At 32.0% G+C, this 17,624-nt stretch carries 17 protein-coding genes; 13 read left to right on the top strand and 4 right to left on the bottom strand.

What is annotated here, in order from left to right; genetic code table 11:
* The first annotated feature begins 66 nt into the window (after positions 1 to 66).
* From ACW5YJ_RS02650 to ACW5YJ_RS02660, 3 genes are all read left to right on the top strand, one after another.
* On the top strand, positions 67 to 1,587 hold the full coding sequence (locus ACW5YJ_RS02650; RefSeq protein ID WP_017723935.1) for an aldehyde dehydrogenase family protein: 1,521 nt from the start codon (positions 67 to 69) through the stop codon (positions 1,585 to 1,587).
* 97 nt (positions 1,588 to 1,684) lie between these two features.
* Complete coding sequence (locus tag ACW5YJ_RS02655; protein WP_107551569.1) at positions 1,685 to 2,011, top strand: hypothetical protein; 327 nt, start codon at positions 1,685 to 1,687, stop codon at positions 2,009 to 2,011.
* Between the two features lie 184 nt (positions 2,012 to 2,195).
* Complete coding sequence (locus ACW5YJ_RS02660) at positions 2,196 to 2,537, top strand: DoxX family protein (RefSeq protein WP_017723933.1); 342 nt, start codon at positions 2,196 to 2,198, stop codon at positions 2,535 to 2,537.
* A 65-nt stretch (positions 2,538 to 2,602) separates the two neighbouring features.
* Here ACW5YJ_RS02660 and ACW5YJ_RS02665 read toward each other — a convergent pair whose 3' ends face one another.
* Both ACW5YJ_RS02665 and ACW5YJ_RS02670 read right to left on the bottom strand, forming a co-directional pair.
* Positions 2,603 to 3,055 (bottom strand): hypothetical protein, encoded by a 453-nt coding sequence (locus ACW5YJ_RS02665; protein WP_107551568.1) that lies wholly within the window; start codon positions 3,053 to 3,055, stop codon positions 2,603 to 2,605.
* Between the two features lie 5 nt (positions 3,056 to 3,060).
* The gene (locus tag ACW5YJ_RS02670; protein WP_017723931.1) at positions 3,061 to 3,864 is read right to left on the bottom strand and encodes a DUF3100 domain-containing protein; all 804 of its coding nucleotides are present in this window, start codon (positions 3,862 to 3,864) and stop codon (positions 3,061 to 3,063) included.
* A 412-nt stretch (positions 3,865 to 4,276) separates the two neighbouring features.
* On the opposite strand from ACW5YJ_RS02670, the gene ACW5YJ_RS02675 reads away from it, so the two are divergent.
* A complete protein-coding gene (locus ACW5YJ_RS02675) occupies positions 4,277 to 5,257 on the top strand; it encodes a tRNA dihydrouridine synthase (RefSeq protein WP_107551567.1) in 981 nt (326 codons plus the stop codon).
* Positions 5,258 to 5,314: 57 nt separating this feature from the next.
* Here the strand turns inward: ACW5YJ_RS02675 and ACW5YJ_RS02680 are convergent, their stop codons facing one another.
* Positions 5,315 to 6,505: an MFS transporter gene (locus tag ACW5YJ_RS02680; protein ID WP_457338449.1), complete on the bottom strand. Its 1,191-nt coding sequence runs from the start codon at positions 6,503 to 6,505 to the stop codon at positions 5,315 to 5,317.
* A gap of 112 nt (positions 6,506 to 6,617) precedes the next feature.
* On the opposite strand from ACW5YJ_RS02680, the gene ACW5YJ_RS02685 reads away from it, so the two are divergent.
* The 9 genes from ACW5YJ_RS02685 (at position 6,618) to ACW5YJ_RS02725 (ending at position 16,229) form a co-directional block, all read left to right on the top strand.
* Entirely contained in the window at positions 6,618 to 7,505 is an 888-nt protein-coding gene (locus ACW5YJ_RS02685) for a LysR family transcriptional regulator (protein ID WP_017723928.1), read from the top strand.
* 129 nt (positions 7,506 to 7,634) lie between these two features.
* Positions 7,635 to 8,687, top strand: a complete 1,053-nt coding sequence (locus ACW5YJ_RS02690; RefSeq protein WP_457338450.1) for a M23 family metallopeptidase — start codon at positions 7,635 to 7,637, stop codon at positions 8,685 to 8,687.
* Between the two features lie 175 nt (positions 8,688 to 8,862).
* Entirely contained in the window at positions 8,863 to 9,606 is a 744-nt protein-coding gene (locus tag ACW5YJ_RS02695; protein ID WP_017723926.1) for a glycerophosphodiester phosphodiesterase family protein, read from the top strand.
* Between the two features lie 227 nt (positions 9,607 to 9,833).
* Positions 9,834 to 10,262: an NAD(+)--rifampin ADP-ribosyltransferase gene (arr, locus tag ACW5YJ_RS02700; RefSeq protein ID WP_107551563.1), complete on the top strand. Its 429-nt coding sequence runs from the start codon at positions 9,834 to 9,836 to the stop codon at positions 10,260 to 10,262.
* A gap of 209 nt (positions 10,263 to 10,471) precedes the next feature.
* Positions 10,472 to 11,413 (top strand): mechanosensitive ion channel, encoded by a 942-nt coding sequence (locus ACW5YJ_RS02705; protein ID WP_107551562.1) that lies wholly within the window; start codon positions 10,472 to 10,474, stop codon positions 11,411 to 11,413.
* A 327-nt stretch (positions 11,414 to 11,740) separates the two neighbouring features.
* On the top strand, positions 11,741 to 12,196 hold the full coding sequence (locus ACW5YJ_RS02710; protein ID WP_017723923.1) for a MarR family winged helix-turn-helix transcriptional regulator: 456 nt from the start codon (positions 11,741 to 11,743) through the stop codon (positions 12,194 to 12,196).
* Between the two features lie 422 nt (positions 12,197 to 12,618).
* A complete protein-coding gene (locus ACW5YJ_RS02715; RefSeq protein ID WP_457338451.1) occupies positions 12,619 to 14,262 on the top strand; it encodes an alpha-keto acid decarboxylase family protein in 1,644 nt (547 codons plus the stop codon).
* Between the two features lie 255 nt (positions 14,263 to 14,517).
* Entirely contained in the window at positions 14,518 to 15,084 is a 567-nt protein-coding gene (locus ACW5YJ_RS02720) for a PadR family transcriptional regulator (RefSeq protein ID WP_017723921.1), read from the top strand.
* 14 nt (positions 15,085 to 15,098) lie between these two features.
* Positions 15,099 to 16,229, top strand: a complete 1,131-nt coding sequence (locus ACW5YJ_RS02725) for an FAD-dependent oxidoreductase (protein WP_017723920.1) — start codon at positions 15,099 to 15,101, stop codon at positions 16,227 to 16,229.
* A 112-nt stretch (positions 16,230 to 16,341) separates the two neighbouring features.
* On the opposite strand, the gene ACW5YJ_RS02730 is transcribed toward ACW5YJ_RS02725, so the two are convergent.
* A complete protein-coding gene (locus ACW5YJ_RS02730) occupies positions 16,342 to 17,571 on the bottom strand; it encodes an NADH-dependent flavin oxidoreductase (protein WP_457338452.1) in 1,230 nt (409 codons plus the stop codon).
* Between the last annotated feature and the right edge of the window lie 53 nt (positions 17,572 to 17,624).

Below are 17,624 nucleotides of genomic sequence, written 5' to 3' on the forward strand. Positions count from 1 at the left end.
GGTTGTCAATTTAAGCGCTTACACAAATGTTTGAAGGGTATATGACCATATAAAGGAGGTATTTATATGATTTATACAAACCCAAATGAAAGTAATGCAAAATACAAAGTTAAAGAGCAATATAGTAACTTTATTGATGGAAGTTGGACAGAGCCACAAGAAGGTGAATATTTTGATAATATTTCCCCAATTACTGGCGAAAATTATTCAAAAGTACCTAGATCTTCACAAAAAGATGTCGATTTAGCAGTAAAAGCTGCTAAAAAAGCACAAGTTGAGTGGGGGAAAAAGTCATTAGCTGAAAGGTCGCAACTTTTATTAGATATTGCGGATCGTGTAGAAGAGAATCTAGAATACTTAGCAGTTATCGAAACTTTTGATAATGGTAAACCTGTTAGAGAGACGCTTGCTGCAGATTTACCGTTAGTTGTAGATCATTTTAGATATTTTGCAGGTGTGATACGCGCAGAAGAGGGTGGTATTTCACAGATAGATAATGATACAGTAGCTTATCATTATAAAGAACCATTAGGAGTCATTGGTCAAATTATTCCGTGGAATTTCCCGTTACTTATGGCAACTTGGAAAATTGCTCCTGCTATAGTGACTGGAAATGCTGTCGTCCTTAAACCAGCAGAACAAACACCTGTGTCTATTCTACATTTCATTGAAATAATTGAAGACATTTTACCAAAAGGATTAATAAATGTCATAAATGGATTTGGCAATGAAACTGGTGAAGCACTTGCTACGCATAAAGGGATTAATAAAGTCGCTTTTACCGGTGAAACAACAACAGGTAAGATTATTATGAAGAATGCCAGTGACAATGTCATACCAGTAACTCTGGAATTAGGTGGCAAATCACCAAATATATTTTATAAAGATATTATGGATGAAGATGATGAATTTTTAGATAAAGCAGTAGAAGGATTAGTTATGTTTGCCTTAAATCAAGGTGAAGTTTGTACATGTCCTTCTAGAGCTTTGGTTCAAGAAGATATTTATGATGAATTTATAAAATTATGTATTGATAAAGTTAATAAAATAAAACTAGGGAACCCGTTGGATGATACAACAATGGTAGGTGCACAGACCTCCAATGAACAACAAGAAAAAATTAAGAAATACTTAGATATAGGTAAAGATGAAGGTGCAGAAATACTTGTTGGTGGTAATGTAAGAAAAGAAAATGAGAATTTAAAAAATGGTTTTTATATTGAACCTACTATTTTTAAAGGTAATCAAAATATGCGTGTGTTCCAAGAAGAGATTTTTGGACCAGTATTGTCAGTAGCAACCTTCAAAGATAACGATGAGGCGTTAGCCATGGCAAATGATACAATTTATGGCTTAGGCGCTGGTATTTGGACAAGAAATCAGAATATAGCATATCGTGCTGGTAGAGGTATTCAAGCTGGTAGAGTATGGGTTAATAATTATCATACTTATCCGGCACATGCTGCTTTTGGCGGTTATAAAATGAGTGGTATAGGTCGAGAAAATCATTTAATGATGTTGGAACACTACCAACAAACAAAAAATTTATTGGTTAGTTACGATACGAAACCAACAGGACTATTTTAAAAAGTTGTTGTAAATTCAATTTATTTTGTTTATAAATTGCGTCAAATGTGTACAGTATAATAATAAATAATATAATGTTAGAATTGGGGAACTTATTATGTTTATTATTATTCAGTATAGTAGGGGCAATACATTATTCTATTTAAGAAATAAAAATAAAGAACCAATTAATTCTAGAGTAGTTGCTATTTCTGGAGATAATTATAAGGCATTATTATTAGAGAGTATTGAGAAACTACTTGCTCAATCCAATTACCATTCAGAATCGCTTCGTTTTATATTACTTGAGATGAATGAAATAGAAAATCTTCAAGTTAACGCTGTTTGTGAAGTGAGTAGATATCTTAAGTTTAAGCTTGATACAAGTGTTGTTGTTACCAATAATATTGAAACATTTGATTATGATGAGTATTTGAATGTGTAGTTTCTTTCCATAAAGCATATTACCTATAAAAAGTAATTAATTCATATTAAATTAGAATGTTCAATGATATAAAAGAGGAACACTCAAATTGAATCTTGGATTTTGCTTGTTCCTTTTCTTTTTTAATCATACATTATTTCAATTTAGTAAATTGATAGAAAGCGATTAAAGGAGGAATGGTTGTATGGGAATAATTATTTTAATATTGCAAGTAATCCTAGGTTTATTCTTTATCATAACAGGGTTTAAAATATTTTCTGGAGAGATGAAACAAGAATTTGCACGCTTTGGGTACCCACCTATTTTTAATAAAATCACTGGAGCATTTGAGTTTATTGGAGCTATAGGAATGTTAATCGGTGTTTTCTATAGTTCATTGGCACTATTTGCTAGTGTATTAATAGGTTTAACTATGTTGGTTGGTGCGTTGTCACATATTCTTTTAGGAAAAGATCCAGTTACGAAAGCTATGCCAGCGATTGTGCTATTTTTATTAAATTTTGGTGTGTTTATCTATTATATTTAGATCTATTATTTTTCATGTTAAAGCCCCCAGTAACTCATTCCAAGCTGGGGGTTATTTGTAGTTGCTTAAGCTAGACCTTGAATTTTTAATATAATTTCTGCTACGAGCGCAGAACCAATATATGTACTGAGCAAAATAACAATGCCAATAACAATGGTTTTCCACCCTAACTTGGCAAAGTCAGTCCAAGAATTTCCTATTGAAACGCCTGCATAGGCTACAACTGGCGTGGCTAATGATAGTAGATCTACTTTTTCAGTCCAATCGACGATATGTGAGGATCCAGGAACCCCAGGGATAGTAATGATTAAACCTATTATGCCAATATAAGCAATGCTTGGTATGTTTAAAGGCACAATATCACGTAAAATCAAACCTAATAAGGCAATACCCATTAAAGCAATGATGCCCGGAATTGCATCAGTAGGCATGACATTATAACCAATCCAATTACTAAAAAGTGAAATAATTCCTACTATACATAAGGTGAGAACCCAATTTGTAACTTTTGAAGACATCGCAGTCACTCCTTGTCTTTAGTGATTTTTGATTTAACGTGCATAATCAAACTATAGTATTTTCGGGTTAAAGGCAGAGCAATTAACATACCAATATAAAGCCCTGTCACTGACGTTAGAAGATTACTTACGCCAGAAAATGCGGTGATTGTGCTAGCTTGGTTAGGATACATTTCGACTAAAGGTCCCAGAGCAGCTGCAGTCATTACACCACTTCCTACTCCTGTAGCCATGGCAAAAGCAATTGGACTAAATGGTAAAATGGAAACTAAAATGCCAGAAAAAATACTAAAAAATATTGCCCCAAAAATGGTTCCAAAAATGTACATAGACATTACGCCTCGCCATTCTGGAGAAGAGATGCCGTATTTTTCGGTAATTAGTGCTAAATTGGGTTCTCTACCTATTGAATGTGTCATCCCTATAGACTCTCGTCGTAACCCTAATAATATAGCTAATGGTAATGAAATGACAATCGTAGCTAAATTGCCAGCTTCCTGTAATATTAAAGCAGGTCCAGCTGCAATGATTTTAGGTAAAGCAGGTCCTGCTTCTACACCAAATTTTGCTATTAGTAGTGCTACGGAAATAAATACCATTGGTTCAGAATTTTTAGCTTGGATTTTACTGATGATGGGCGTGAAATAAACTCCTAATCCGAGTAAAACTGCGTAAACAACTGGTAATAAAAGGATTGAAGTTATCCCTAAAGGTATTTTATGTGTGCCAATTACCTCAGAAATAATCATAATAATTAATACAACGCCATGTAATCTCCAATCTTTCCAAAGAATATTTTGTGGTTTCATATCAATACCTCCTGATTAAAATATTCAGAAAATTAAGAATTCGAATAAAATCCATTGTATACTTAATATTTCAAAATTAAAAGGGGGATTAATATGATTTATATACTTTGAAATTTTGATGAATATAAATATATAGCTTAAATCATTTTGTTGTTTTCAATTGATTTACTAAAAATGTTAGAATGACGTAATATTCTGTTGCAATTTCACCTATATAGAACGTTATTTGATATCAAATCTAAATTATTAAGGAAAGCAGCGCCTTTTATCTTCTTTGTAATATATTGATAGCGAGCTTTATTTGAATAGGTTTTTTATTGGATAACTTCCTTTTGTGTAAGTTGACTTTTTGTGGTAATATCGTCATGGATAAAAATTCGAGATAATAATAGATAAGAAGGTTTAAATATATATGAAAGAAAATTTTTGGCGTGAATTACCACGTCCATTTTTTGTCTTAGCACCTATGGAAGATGTTACAGATGTTGTCTTTCGTCATGTTGTAAGTGAGGCTGGAAGACCTGATGTGTTTTTTACTGAATTTACGAATACAGAAAGTTTTTGTCATCCTGAGGGGATACACAGCGTACGTGGTCGCTTAACATTTACTGAAGATGAGCAGCCAATGGTTGCTCACATTTGGGGAGATAAACCTGAGCATTTTCGTGAAATGAGTATTGGTATGGCTGAGATGGGCTTTAAAGGTATCGATTTGAATATGGGGTGCCCAGTAGCAAATGTTGCAACGAAGGGTAAAGGTTCAGGCTTAATACAACGACCTGAAATTGCAGCTGAAATCATTCAAGCAGCAAAAGCAGGAGGCCTGCCAGTAAGTGTAAAAACAAGACTCGGTTATTCTGAAATAGATGAGTGGAGAGATTGGTTGAAACATGTATTTGAACAGGATATTGCCAACCTATCTATTCATCTTCGTACACGTAGAGAGATGAGTAAAGTAGATGCACATTGGGAATTGATTGGAGAAATTAAAAAACTCCGTGATGAGATTGCACCACATACATTATTAACTATTAATGGAGATATTCCAGATAGAAAAACCGGGCTTGAGCTTGCTGAAAAGTATGGAATTGACGGCGTAATGATCGGGCGTGGTATTTTCCATAACCCCTATGCATTTGAAAAAGAACCACGAGAACATACAAGTGAAGAACTTTTAGGATTATTAAGGTTACACCTTGATTTGTTCGATAAATATTCAAAAAATGAATCGCGTTTATTTAAACCTTTACGTAGATTCTTTAAAATATACGTACGTGGTATTAGAGGTGCTAGTGAATTAAGACACCAGTTAATGAGCACAAATACAACAGATGAGGCTCGCGAGTTACTTGATGAATTTGAAGCACAAATAGAAGCGACAATAGAACGATAAAGTTTAAATGTAAATAACAAAATAGACTTGGAAATCTTAAAACTTAGATTTCCAAGTCTATTTTTGTTTAATAGTAAGGGAAATAGCAAATGCAATAATCATAAAAATTGTAATCATTAAAACCACGCCAGGCCATTGAATATAGTTATAAAAAACACCGGCTAAAGTACCGCCAACAGAAGATCCCATATAATAGAATAATAAATATAGGCTAGAAGCTTGTGCTTTATGGTCTTCTGCGCGACTGGTAACTACTGCACTTGAGATTGCATGCCCACTAAAAAATGCATAGACACTAAAGGATAAACCAATAATTTTAAAATATAGAGGTGATAATAAAGTAATATTTATACCGATAATTAGTAATAAAATGCTAAATTTTAACGCATTTAAAGTACCTAATTTAGTACGTAATTTTGCATTTAAAATCGAGGAAATCATGCCTATTAAAAATAATAAATAAACAAAGCTAATGATACTATCATGCAAATTGTAAGGCTTATCTGCTAATTCAAAACTAATATAATTAAATGCAGCTATGTTACAACCAAGTAGTAAAAAGCCTATCATAAAGGGTTTGAGTAATCGGATATTTGTTAAATGATTATAATAACTAATTAATAACGTTTTTACAGAAAAAGTTTGTTTTTCAAAATGCTTAGACTTAGGTATTAAAACTACAAACAGTATAGTTGCAATGACGCTAATTATGGCGATAGATAAAAGCCCAATTTGATATCCATAAATACTTGAAATGAATCCTGTAAATATACGTCCAAAAGCCCCTCCAAAGGCATTTCCACTTATATAAATTCCCATGGCTTCAGGCAAATTATGTGGTGAAATTTCTTCGCCAATATAGGCCATAGCTATAGAAGGTAATCCTGCTAAACAAATACCTTGTATTAGTCTTATAATAAGGAAGGTATTAAAGTCTGCTACAAAAGGTTGAACTAATGCTAATAGTGTTACGGATATTACTGAAAAAATCATAATAGGTTTACGTCCTAATACTTCTGATATAGCACCAAAAAATAGCATAGCAATAGCTAAAGTAATAGTTGCTGCTGACAAAGCTAAACTCGCAACAGTTTCACTAATATTAAAGGATTTAGTAAAATTTGGAATCAATGGTTGAACACTATATAAGATTGAAAAGATAGTAAAACCAGAAATAAAGAGTGCAACAATAATTTTGATATAATCTTTTGAACCTTTTGCTACATAGTTGTTTTTTAAGTTATTCAATGTCATGTCCTCACTTAATGATTGATGTATTTATGGTAGCATGTAATTAATAATATAAAAAATGCATTATTTTCATATTATTAATGCATTATTTTCATAGGAGTTGTTGTTTATGGAATGGCATCATTTTGAATACTTTAAATATTTAGCACAAATTGAAAATATGTCTGAATGTGCGCGTGTGTTAAATATAAGTCAGTCAACACTAAGTAGAGCGATAAAAAATTTAGAGACAGAGCTTGGCGTACCTCTTTTCAATAGAATTGGTCGGGTAATTAAACTGAATAAATATGGAGCAGAATTTTTGAAAACAACAAATAATATTGTTGAAGAAATGGATATTTATAAAACTAATATTATAGATTCTACTAACGTTTACAATGGTAAATTGAAAATTGGCTTTCTACATTCGGTTGGCGTGACATATATTTCAGAATTTTTAAAAACATTCAATTTAAAATATCCCAATGTAGAATTAAAATTAGTGCAAAATGATGCTAAAAATTTAATTGTGATGCTAGATAAAGGAGAAGTAGATATCATTATCACAACCGTTGAAGAAATGAATAAACATACGCATTTCGAACCACTGATCGTAGAGCAATTATATGTAACAGTAAATGAAAACCATAAATTAGGAGAACGTAATGAAATAGCAATTGATGAATTGATAGATGAAAAGTTTATACTTCTAAAAACAAATTTATTATTACGTCGTCAAATAGACGAAATTTTAAAATCATATCAATTTACACCAAAAATTAGTTTTGAAGGTGACGAAGTTATTACAATTGCAACTTTTATCAGCTCAGGATTAGGAATTTCTATTTTACCTCATTTAAGAAATGTAAAAATTCCAAATTTAAGACAAATCCCAATAAAAAACCATGATGCGAAAAGGGTAATTGGATTATGTTATAAAAATAAAAATGATGTAGTACCAATTATAAATAAAGCAAAAGAAAGTTTAGTCAACTACTTTAAAACGATAAGCAATTAGGAATATTCAAAATAATTACAGCTATCTCAAAACAATTACCAGTAAATTAAAAAACGATGTCTACTATTCTATTAAATCACTCTATCTGATATATTAGCTTAAGAAAAAATTTGGGAGGATTTATTAATTATGAAAAAGTTTGTTACAGCAACGATTGCTACATTGTCATTGGGAGCAATTGGCATAGCACAAGGAGAGGCACAAGCATCAGAAAATGATCAATCTAATTCACAATATTCGAGTAACCAGTCTTCTAATAGTATTTTTAACTATGGTTATATTGATCAAGATGCTAGTGGTAATTATCATCACACGCTAGATGGTAATTGGGACCAATCTATGTTTGATCAACAACAATATTATTTCTATTTAATTGATGGTGAAGGAAATTATCATTACTTTTATTTCCCTATGAGTGATCAAAGTGGAGATACAAATGCAACAGTAAATAATGATAACAATTATTCGGCTAATCAAAGCCATGAAGAAGTTCAAAACGAGGGTTATGATGTAAACCAAACTAATACGCCAAATATAAATAGTTCTGACGAAGTTTCTGCTCAAACTTCATCAGAAAAAGCAACCTCACAAAGAAAATACCAAGAAAAATCACTAGCAACATCAAACGTAGATTACAATAGTGGTTATACACGTAATGACGGTAATGGTGAACAAAATGTACAACAGAATGCGACATCAAATGACACAACTAATGCATCTACACAAAGTTCAACAAGTCAAAGTACTTCAAATAATACATCGGATTCAAATTCAACAACGAATTCGAATTCATCAAATTGGTTAACTAAAAACCGTCAATTACAACCATACGGTCAATATCATGGTGGCGGTGCCCACTATGGTGTCGATTATGCTATGCCTGAAAATACACCAGTTTATTCATTAACTGATGGGACAGTAATTCAAAGTGGTTGGAGTAATTATGGTGGTGGTAACCAAGTTACTATCCAAGAAAAAAATAGTGATAACTATCAATGGTATATGCATATGAATTCTTTAAATGTTCAAAAAGGACAACAAGTTAATGAAGGACAACAAATTGGTGCGTCAGGTAGTACGGGTAACTCTACTGCTCCTCACTTGCACTTCCAACGTATGCAAGGTGGTGTAGGTAATCAATATTCAGTTGATCCTACATCATACGTAAATTCAAAAGCATAATAAATAATTAATTAGTCGTCTTTGAATGCCTTTAAAAAGGTGTCAAAGGCGATTTTTTGTTAAGTCATATTTTTATAGACCTAGTGAATAACTCTAATAAAGGGTTTAGATTATTTGTAATATCTTAAATGACATATCATAATTACACTAAAATCTATTTGAAAAGGAAGATGAGATGTTTACTATATATGGACATAGAGGTTTATCAAGTAAAGCGCCTGAAAATACTATAGCAGCATTTGAAGCGGCAGCAAAAGTGACTGGATTAAAATGGGTGGAACTAGATGTTGCAATTACAAAGGATGAACAACTCGTTATTATTCACGATGACTTTTTAGATAGAACCACAGATATGGTTGGTGAAATTACACAATTAGAATATGAAGAAATCAAGCATGCTTCTGCAGGGGATTGGTTTGGACCAAAATTTAAGAATGAAAAATTACCAACTTTTGATGAAATAATAGCATTTGCTAATAAATATCAAATGAATTTAAACATTGAGTTAAAGGGTGTTACTGGAAGTAACGGTAGTGATTTATCTTTAAGCTTGGTTCAGCAAGTAGCTGAAAAATTAAAAGACTTAGATAAAAGCATAAATGTATTGATATCTAGTTTTAATATTTATTTAGTAAAATTAGCAGAAGTACATATGCCAGCATACAAACGAGCAGTTATCTTCAAAGCAGCTGCATTTCAAGGAGACTGGAGGACACTTTTAGATTTTTGTAGATCAACAATTGTTAATATTGAAGATGCAAAGCTTACAAAAAATCGTGTTCGCGCAATAAAAGATGCTGGCTATGAATTAAATGTATGGACAGTAAATAATAAAATGAGAGCAAACCAATTGGCTAATTGGGGAGTGGACGGGGTCTTCACAGATAAAGCTGATGAATTAGTTCATTTAAATAGCTAATTCATCTACATATAATAGTATGAGGATACAAAACGATAATCTGATTTTGTATCCTCATTTTATATAAAATTATGTATGATATTGTTGGAAGAATGTTTAATAATTACAATTAAATATTCTCTTTGCTTTTATTATACTATATGAAAAATAAATATTATAGACTATTTCTTTTATTAATTGACACATATAATAGTAAGACACTTTAGCGAAATGTGGGGGATTATTTAATGGGAAATCAAAAGCAAGCATTTGAACAAGATTTATATTTACATGGTACAAAAGCTCAGTTGCAGATAGGTGATTTATTGAAGCCTTTGCAAAAATCTAATTATCAAGACCGCATAATGAATCATATTTATTTTACAGGAACATTAGAAGCAGCAAAATGGGGGGCTGAATTGGCTGTAGCTTTAGCTAATGAAGAAGCAGATGCACACATTTATATCATAGAGCCACTAGGAAAGTTTGAAGATGATCCCAATGTTACAGACAAGAAATTTCCTGGCAATCCAACGCGCTCATATCGTTCTACTGAGCCATTGAAAATTGTTGCAGAATTAGGTTCGTGGGAAAGTCATACTGAAGAAGAAATCAATCAGATGCTAGCAGGAATTGAACAATTGAGAAGTGAAGGTCTAGACATTATAGAGGATTAATAATTATAAAATAAAAAATAATTAGAAGGTTAATTTAATAGATGTTCACTTCATTTGTATTTAATTATTTGGTAATCTGTTCATTTAGTGTTTTACAAATAAATAGCGTGTATAATTATCTTAATTTACAAAGATGTTTTTAAAAAAATATATAAATATGATTATCTTTATTTTTCTAGGGTATTTGTCCAAAAAAGGGGGCAATTTACATGAGTAAAATTTTAGATTCTTTAATGGGAGCGCTTGATAGTGTTATAAGTTTCATCCCAAATATTATAGGTGCATTAATATTCTTAATTATTGCTTGGATTATTGCAGTAATTGTTAAGAATATCATAGTCAAAGGGCTAGGTGCATTAGGTTTTGAATCCTGGTTACAAGAAAAAGGTTTAGTAGATGCAGAAAGCGGAAAGTCTGAGTCAGCAGGTTTAATACAAACCTTTGGTAAGTTAGCCTACTTCTTAGTATTTTTACTATTCTTACCATCAGTTTTTGATTCATTAAACATGCAATCAGTATCTAAACCTATTAAAGGTATGATGAGTAGCATACTTAACTTTGCACCTAAAATTATTGTTGCAGTAGTTATATTAGTAATTGGCTTATTCATTGCAAAAGTTTTAGGTACATTAGTAAAAAACATATTATCAAGTTTAAATGTAAGCAAGTTTAATCAATATGTTAATTTTGGAAAAAATAAAGATAGCATAGATATTCCAGTAGCAGCTGGATGGGTAATCACTACGCTAATTGGTTTATTCTTTACGGTTCAGGCACTTAGCACAGTGAATTTATCTGTATTAAATCAAATTGGTGAAGCGATTATAGGTTACTTACCGCTTGTCATTTCTGCTGCGATCATTTTAGCACTAGGATTAATCGGTGGTAACTTAGTTGCAAAATTAATCAACAAATCAACTGGAAATGGTATGTTGGCTGAAATTGTAAAATACTTAGTCATCATTGTTTCCGTATTCATGACTTTAGATCAGCTAAACTTTGCGCAAAGTATTGTTAACGTAGCATTCTTATTAATTTTAGGTGCTGTAGCTGTAGCATTTGCAATTGCGTTTGGTATTGGTGGTAAGTCATTTGCCGAGAAACAACTTGAAAAATTCTCTAATAAAATTGATTCAGAAAATAAGAAATAATTAAAAACAGAATTAGTTTTTGTTTAATTAGCAAAAGGACTATTGCTACCAATTTTGGGGCAATAGTCCTTTTTTAATTATGAGTTGAATACAAAAATAATATATAATAGAAAGGATTGAGGTTTTATTGATATATCGTTATTATCGTTTTATTTAGCTGCTCAGAGTCAACTGTGGTATAAGCCTAAATGTTTTATAATGAATTAATCCAGTAGTAAGTCTGTTATAATCATAAAAGTGCTATGATTATATTATATATATTTCCTAGAAAAAAGGTAAAGCGATTATAACAAAAGCGATTAATATAGATAAGGAATGTGAGTATAAATGGAAGGAAATAATAATGATTATGAGAATTTGTTATTTTACTTTGCGTATAAAACATTTATAAATACCGCAGATGAAATAATTGAAGATTATGGTTTGAATAGACAACATCACAGATTTCTATTTTTTATAGAGAAAGTCCCAGGTATTACAATCAAAGATCTCTTAAAAGGCATGGAAATTTCTAAGCAAGGTAGTCACGCAACTTTGAAAAAACTTAAAGATGAAGCATTTATTATTGAAAAACAGACTGAAGCTGATAAAAGAGTTAAAGCCCTTTATCCTACTGAAAAAGGTACCAAATTAGTTCGTGAATTAAACAAAGCCCAGAATGATTTATTTAGAGATATTCAAAAAAAAGTCGGAAATGATTGGTATGCAATTATGGAAGAATTTGCTTCGTATCGCACAGGATTTCAAGAGGTAAAATATTTGAAAGATGAAGTGAAAGATTAAAAAGTTAGTGCAATATCCAGTTAACGTTATTAGGCCCAACGCTTTTTAAAATGAAGCATTGTATTCATACAATGCTTCATGAGTCTGAAAAAACTAAATTGCACTATATAAATAGTATTCCGGGACATTATTAGATGTCTCGGAATTTTTAATTATAATTTAGAAAAAACACAATTAATATTTCAATTAGCTGTGTTTTAAATTATACAATTTTTAGGGGATGGCGAAATTTAATTGTAATCATAGGTCTCTATAATCTCTTTTATGTGCGTCAATAAGTCGTTAACATTTAATCGTGTTGATATGTAAATGAGCGATTTCAGAAAGATTCATATAATATTAAAAGTCAATATTGTTGACCTTTATTGTGTTATAAGTTAAATTTGAAGTGTATTAGATATAGAGAAAAAGGGGAAATGAAAATGAAAAAACGCGTAGGACAATATCTAATGGACTGTTTGAGCAATGTTGGTGTAGATAAAGTGTTTGGTGTACCAGGAGATTTCAACCTTACTTTTCTAGATGACATTATTAGTCGTGATGACTTAGAATGGGTTGGCAATACAAATGAACTAAATGCAAGTTATGCTGCAGATGGTTATGCAAGGCTGAAGGGCATTGCTGCTATGGTAACGACATTTGGTGTAGGAGAGCTAAGTGCCGTAAACGGTATTGCAGGATCATATGCAGAACGTGTACCAGTTATACAAATTACTGGCGCACCGACACGTGCCGTTGAACAGGCTGGTAAATATGTACATCATTCTTTAGGTGAGGGACGTTTTGATGACTATAGAAATATGTATGCTTCAATTACAACAACACAAGCTTATATCACACCTGAAAATGCCCAATCAGAAATTCCAAGAGTGATAAACGCTGCACTATTTGAAAAGAGACCGGTCCATATTCACTTACCAATTGATGTAGCAAATACTGAAATAGAAGTGACATCACCTTTTGAACTAGCAGAACATCAACACATGGATGTTTCTAAATATATGCAAATGATAATGGAAAAATTACAAAGTGCAGAGCAACCGGTTATCATCGCTGGTCACGAAATTAACAGTTTTGGGTTACATGAAGATTTAGAAAAATTCGTAACACAGACACATATCCCAGTTGCACAATTATCATTAGGTAAAGGCGCATTTAATGAGCAAAGTCCATATTATATGGGGATTTATGATGGTGCATTAGCAGATAAAGCCATTAGAGACTATGTAGACCAAAGTGATGCAATTTTAAATATTGGTGCAAAATTGACAGATTCAGCCACAGCCGGTTATTCATATCAATTTGATATTGATGATGTAGTAATGATCAATCATCATAATTTTAAAATGAATGAAACGAAAGATACGGATGTATCGTTAGTAGATTTGCTAGCTGGATTAGATAAACTTAATTATGTAAATCATACGGATTTTCCGAAATATCAGCGTCCAAGTGCGCATGATTATGATTTGAATGATGACCCTTTAACACAAGAGACTTACTTCAAAATGATGCAAGATTTTATTAAAGAAGAAGATGTAATTATAGCTGAACAAGGAACTTCATTCTTTGGAGCGTATGATTTAGCATTAAATCAACATAATAAATTTATAGGGCAACCATTATGGGGATCTATTGGTTATACTTTACCTGCGACTTTAGGTGCACAATTGGCTGACCCTAATCGTAGAAACTTATTATTAATTGGTGACGGTTCGTTACAATTAACTGTGCAAGCTATATCTACGATGATAAGAGAAGAAATTAAACCAGTTATATTTGTTATCAATAATGACGGATATACAGTGGAACGTAAAATTCACGGCGAAAATGCAATGTATAACGATATTAAAATGTGGAATTATAAATCATTACCAACTGTCTTTGGTGGTAAAGAAGAAGTGTGCACATATGATGTCAACACGAGTGAAGAATTCCAAAAGGTATTGCTTCAAGTCGAAGCCCAACCTGACAAAATGCATTTTGTAGAAGTGAAAATGGATGTGCATGATGCGCCTCGTAAGTTAAATGCGATAGGTCAAGCATTTGCTAATCAGAACGGTTAATAAGGAAAAACAGTTTGGAATTTATATATGTATGCTAGATTTATAGCTAGTATCTCAACTTAAAAGAAGCGGAAACATAAGATTAAATGATCTTATGTTTCCGCTCTTTTTTAATAATAATTAGTAAAATTTAAATTATTATTTTTATTAAGAAAGACTGTTTGAAAACTTATTATAAAATAGCGATATATCGTTGACTTATTTCGATATATCGTTTATAGTTTCGATATATCGAAATAAGGGAAGGTGAGATCTATGTTCAGAAGACAATTTCACAAAGGACATGCACAATTTGGAAATATAATGCAAGACAGAGAAGACTTTGGGTTTGGAAGAGGGATAGGAGATTTTGGTGACTTTCGTGGCAGAGAAAGATTCTTTAAAAAAGGAGATTTACAGTTTGTCATACTAAAAATGCTCAAAGAGGAATCAAAACATGGTTATCAAATTATTAAAGATTTAGAAGAACAATTTAAAGGTTTTTATTCCCCTAGCCCGGGGTCGGTGTATCCAATTTTACAAATGCTTGAAGATAGAGAGTTTGTTTCTATTTCTAAAGAAGGTAAGAAGAAGATATATACAATTACAGATGAAGGTATTGCATTCTTGAAAGAGAATATAAATGATGAAGTGCTACAACATTTCGATCAAGTAAAAAATATGGACTTTGAATCTATGAAAGAAGCGCGTGTACAATTACAAATTTTATTTAAAGAACTGATAAATAAAAATAAAGAAGCATTAAACGATAAAGGAAAAAAACAAGAATTTGATAATTTTATTGAAAAAACAATGAATGATTTGAATAACTTATTTAAATAAAGAGAAGGTAAACTATGGCTGTGAAAAATTTAAAAAATATAGCAATTATTGGTGGTGGTCCAGGAGGATTGATGCTTGGATTACTAATACAAAGACTAGGTTATAACTATACAATATTTGAAAAAGGAAATCCGCATGACAATCATCAACGCGGAGGCTCTTTGGATATCCACTCTGATACTGGTCAATTACCTATTAAAAAAGCTGGAATATATAATGAATTTATGTCGTGTGCTCGATTTGAAGGAGAGGATACACGTGTAATAGGTGCAGACGGAACCATCTACTACGAAGAAGATGCAGAAGGTGATGGAGAACGTCCTGAAATAGATAGAGGTGAATTGTGTGACATAATTATGAAACAAATTGATTCACACCATTTAAAATATGGTTATGAATTTGAGTCACTTGTTCAACATAGTACTCAAGATATTGAGATTATTTTTACAAATGGTGAGTCAGAACATTTTGATTTAGTTGTTGGAGCCGATGGTTCATTTTCAAAATTGCGTACACATCTATCTGATGTGAAGATTGAATATAGTGGTATTTCAATGATAGAAATTAATATTGATGATGTTAAAAATCAACACCCAGCATTATATAAGTATAATAAGAATGGAAAGATGATGGCGTTAGGTGGGGACCAAGCACTATTAGCTCAATTGAATGGTGATGGTCGAATTAAAGCATATGTTTCTTATAGAATGGATATGGATAAACTAGATACTTATAAATTTATGACGTTGTCAGAGTTAAAAGAACAATTATTATTAGATTTTAGTGGTTGGGATATTCAGCTACAGAAATATATTATGAATATGAGTGACGATGTACTTTTTAGAAGAATATATAAATTGCCAATTGGTTTTAAATGGCAACATAAACAAGCTATTACATTAATAGGAGATGCGGCGCATTTGATGAGCCCCTTTGCTGGTGAAGGTGTTAATATGGCTTTGTATGATGCATTTATACTTGCTAGAGCATTGGAAGACTATGAAAAAATTGATGTGGCACTTAACGCGTATGAACAAGAAATGTATCAGATTTCATCAACAAGTGCTCAAGCTTCTCAAGACAATTTGGAATTAATGTTTTCAGAGGATGCAGCTAAAAAATTAGGAGAATTCTTTAAAAATTGATGTATTATTGAAATACTACTTTTTAAAAGAACATCCTTACATTTATAAAATATAAAGGCAGATGCTCCAGTATCTTAACTTAAAAGAAGTGGAAACATAAGATTAAATGGTCTTATGTTTCCGCTCTTTTTTCAACTGTAGTATATTCTACTTGTTCATAATTTTTTTCAAGCTTACGGAGTTCATCTCGTGTTTCTTTATTTAAGCCCTCACCATAATCCATCATCTTAACGATATCTTTAAATGCTGCGTATGGGATAGCTAATTCATCTATATCTTCTAACGTGACATGTAAATTGATTTTTTCTGGAGTGCCATTTGCTAATTTCGTTACGAAATCCGGCTCTGTTACAAAAGGTGAAGACATACCAATCATATCAGCGTGTTTCAAGGCGTCCAACGCACTTTCAGGAGAATTAATTCCACCACTTGCAATCATAGGCACTCTGCCTCTTAAATAGTCATGAACAACAGCATTTACAAATTGCCCCTTATAGATACCATCTGAGCGAACCTTGTTTTGGTAAATTTGACGCCCCCAACTAGCAATCGCTAAATATTGTATATCTGCTACCTCTAAAACCCAGTCTAGATGTTGGTTGAATTCATCAATTGTATAACCAACATCATTCCCACGTGTTTCTTCTGGTGTGGCACGATAACCTAGTATAAAGTTAGGGGGCGCTTCCTTATCAATAACAGATTGCACAGCATTTAATATCTCTAAGCCAATGCGCGCTCGATTTTTAAGGTTTTGTGGGCCATATTGATCCGTACGTTGATTAGAGAATGTAGAGAAAAATGTTTGAATGAGTAGACGTTGTGCTGCAGAGATTTCAACGCCATCAAATCCAGCTTGAATGGCACGTGAAGTTGCATCTGCGTATTGTTCGATTATAGTGTCAATCTTTGTTTGTGACATTGCTAAGACTTCATGTTCGATAGGTGAATGTAATAACATAGGGCTAGGGCCATATACTTGGCTAAAATTTAAAATAGCTTGGTTTGAAAACCTACCCGCATGTGTAAGTTGCAAAACAGCTTTATTGCCATCTTGTTTCATGGCAGTAGCTAATTTTTTTAAACCTGGTATACAGCTGTCATCTGTAATACTAAAGCCGTATTCAAATAGTTGACCATATGGTTCTATATAAGCTGCACCAGTTACTTGAAGAGGTGCTGCATGAGAACGTCTTTGAGCATAACGCAAGTCTTCTTCGGTAATATGCCCATTTTGTGTAGAGGAATTGGTCGTCATAGGTGAAAGTACAAAACGATTATTTAATTTAATACCGTTAGGCAATATAAGTGTTTTGAAAAGTGAATCAAAATTATTTATCATAGCTTTGACCTCATTCTTTGTTGTAATATGTAATTTAAAATTAACACTAATAT

The organism is Staphylococcus sp. mip270_02 (assembly GCF_054031535.1).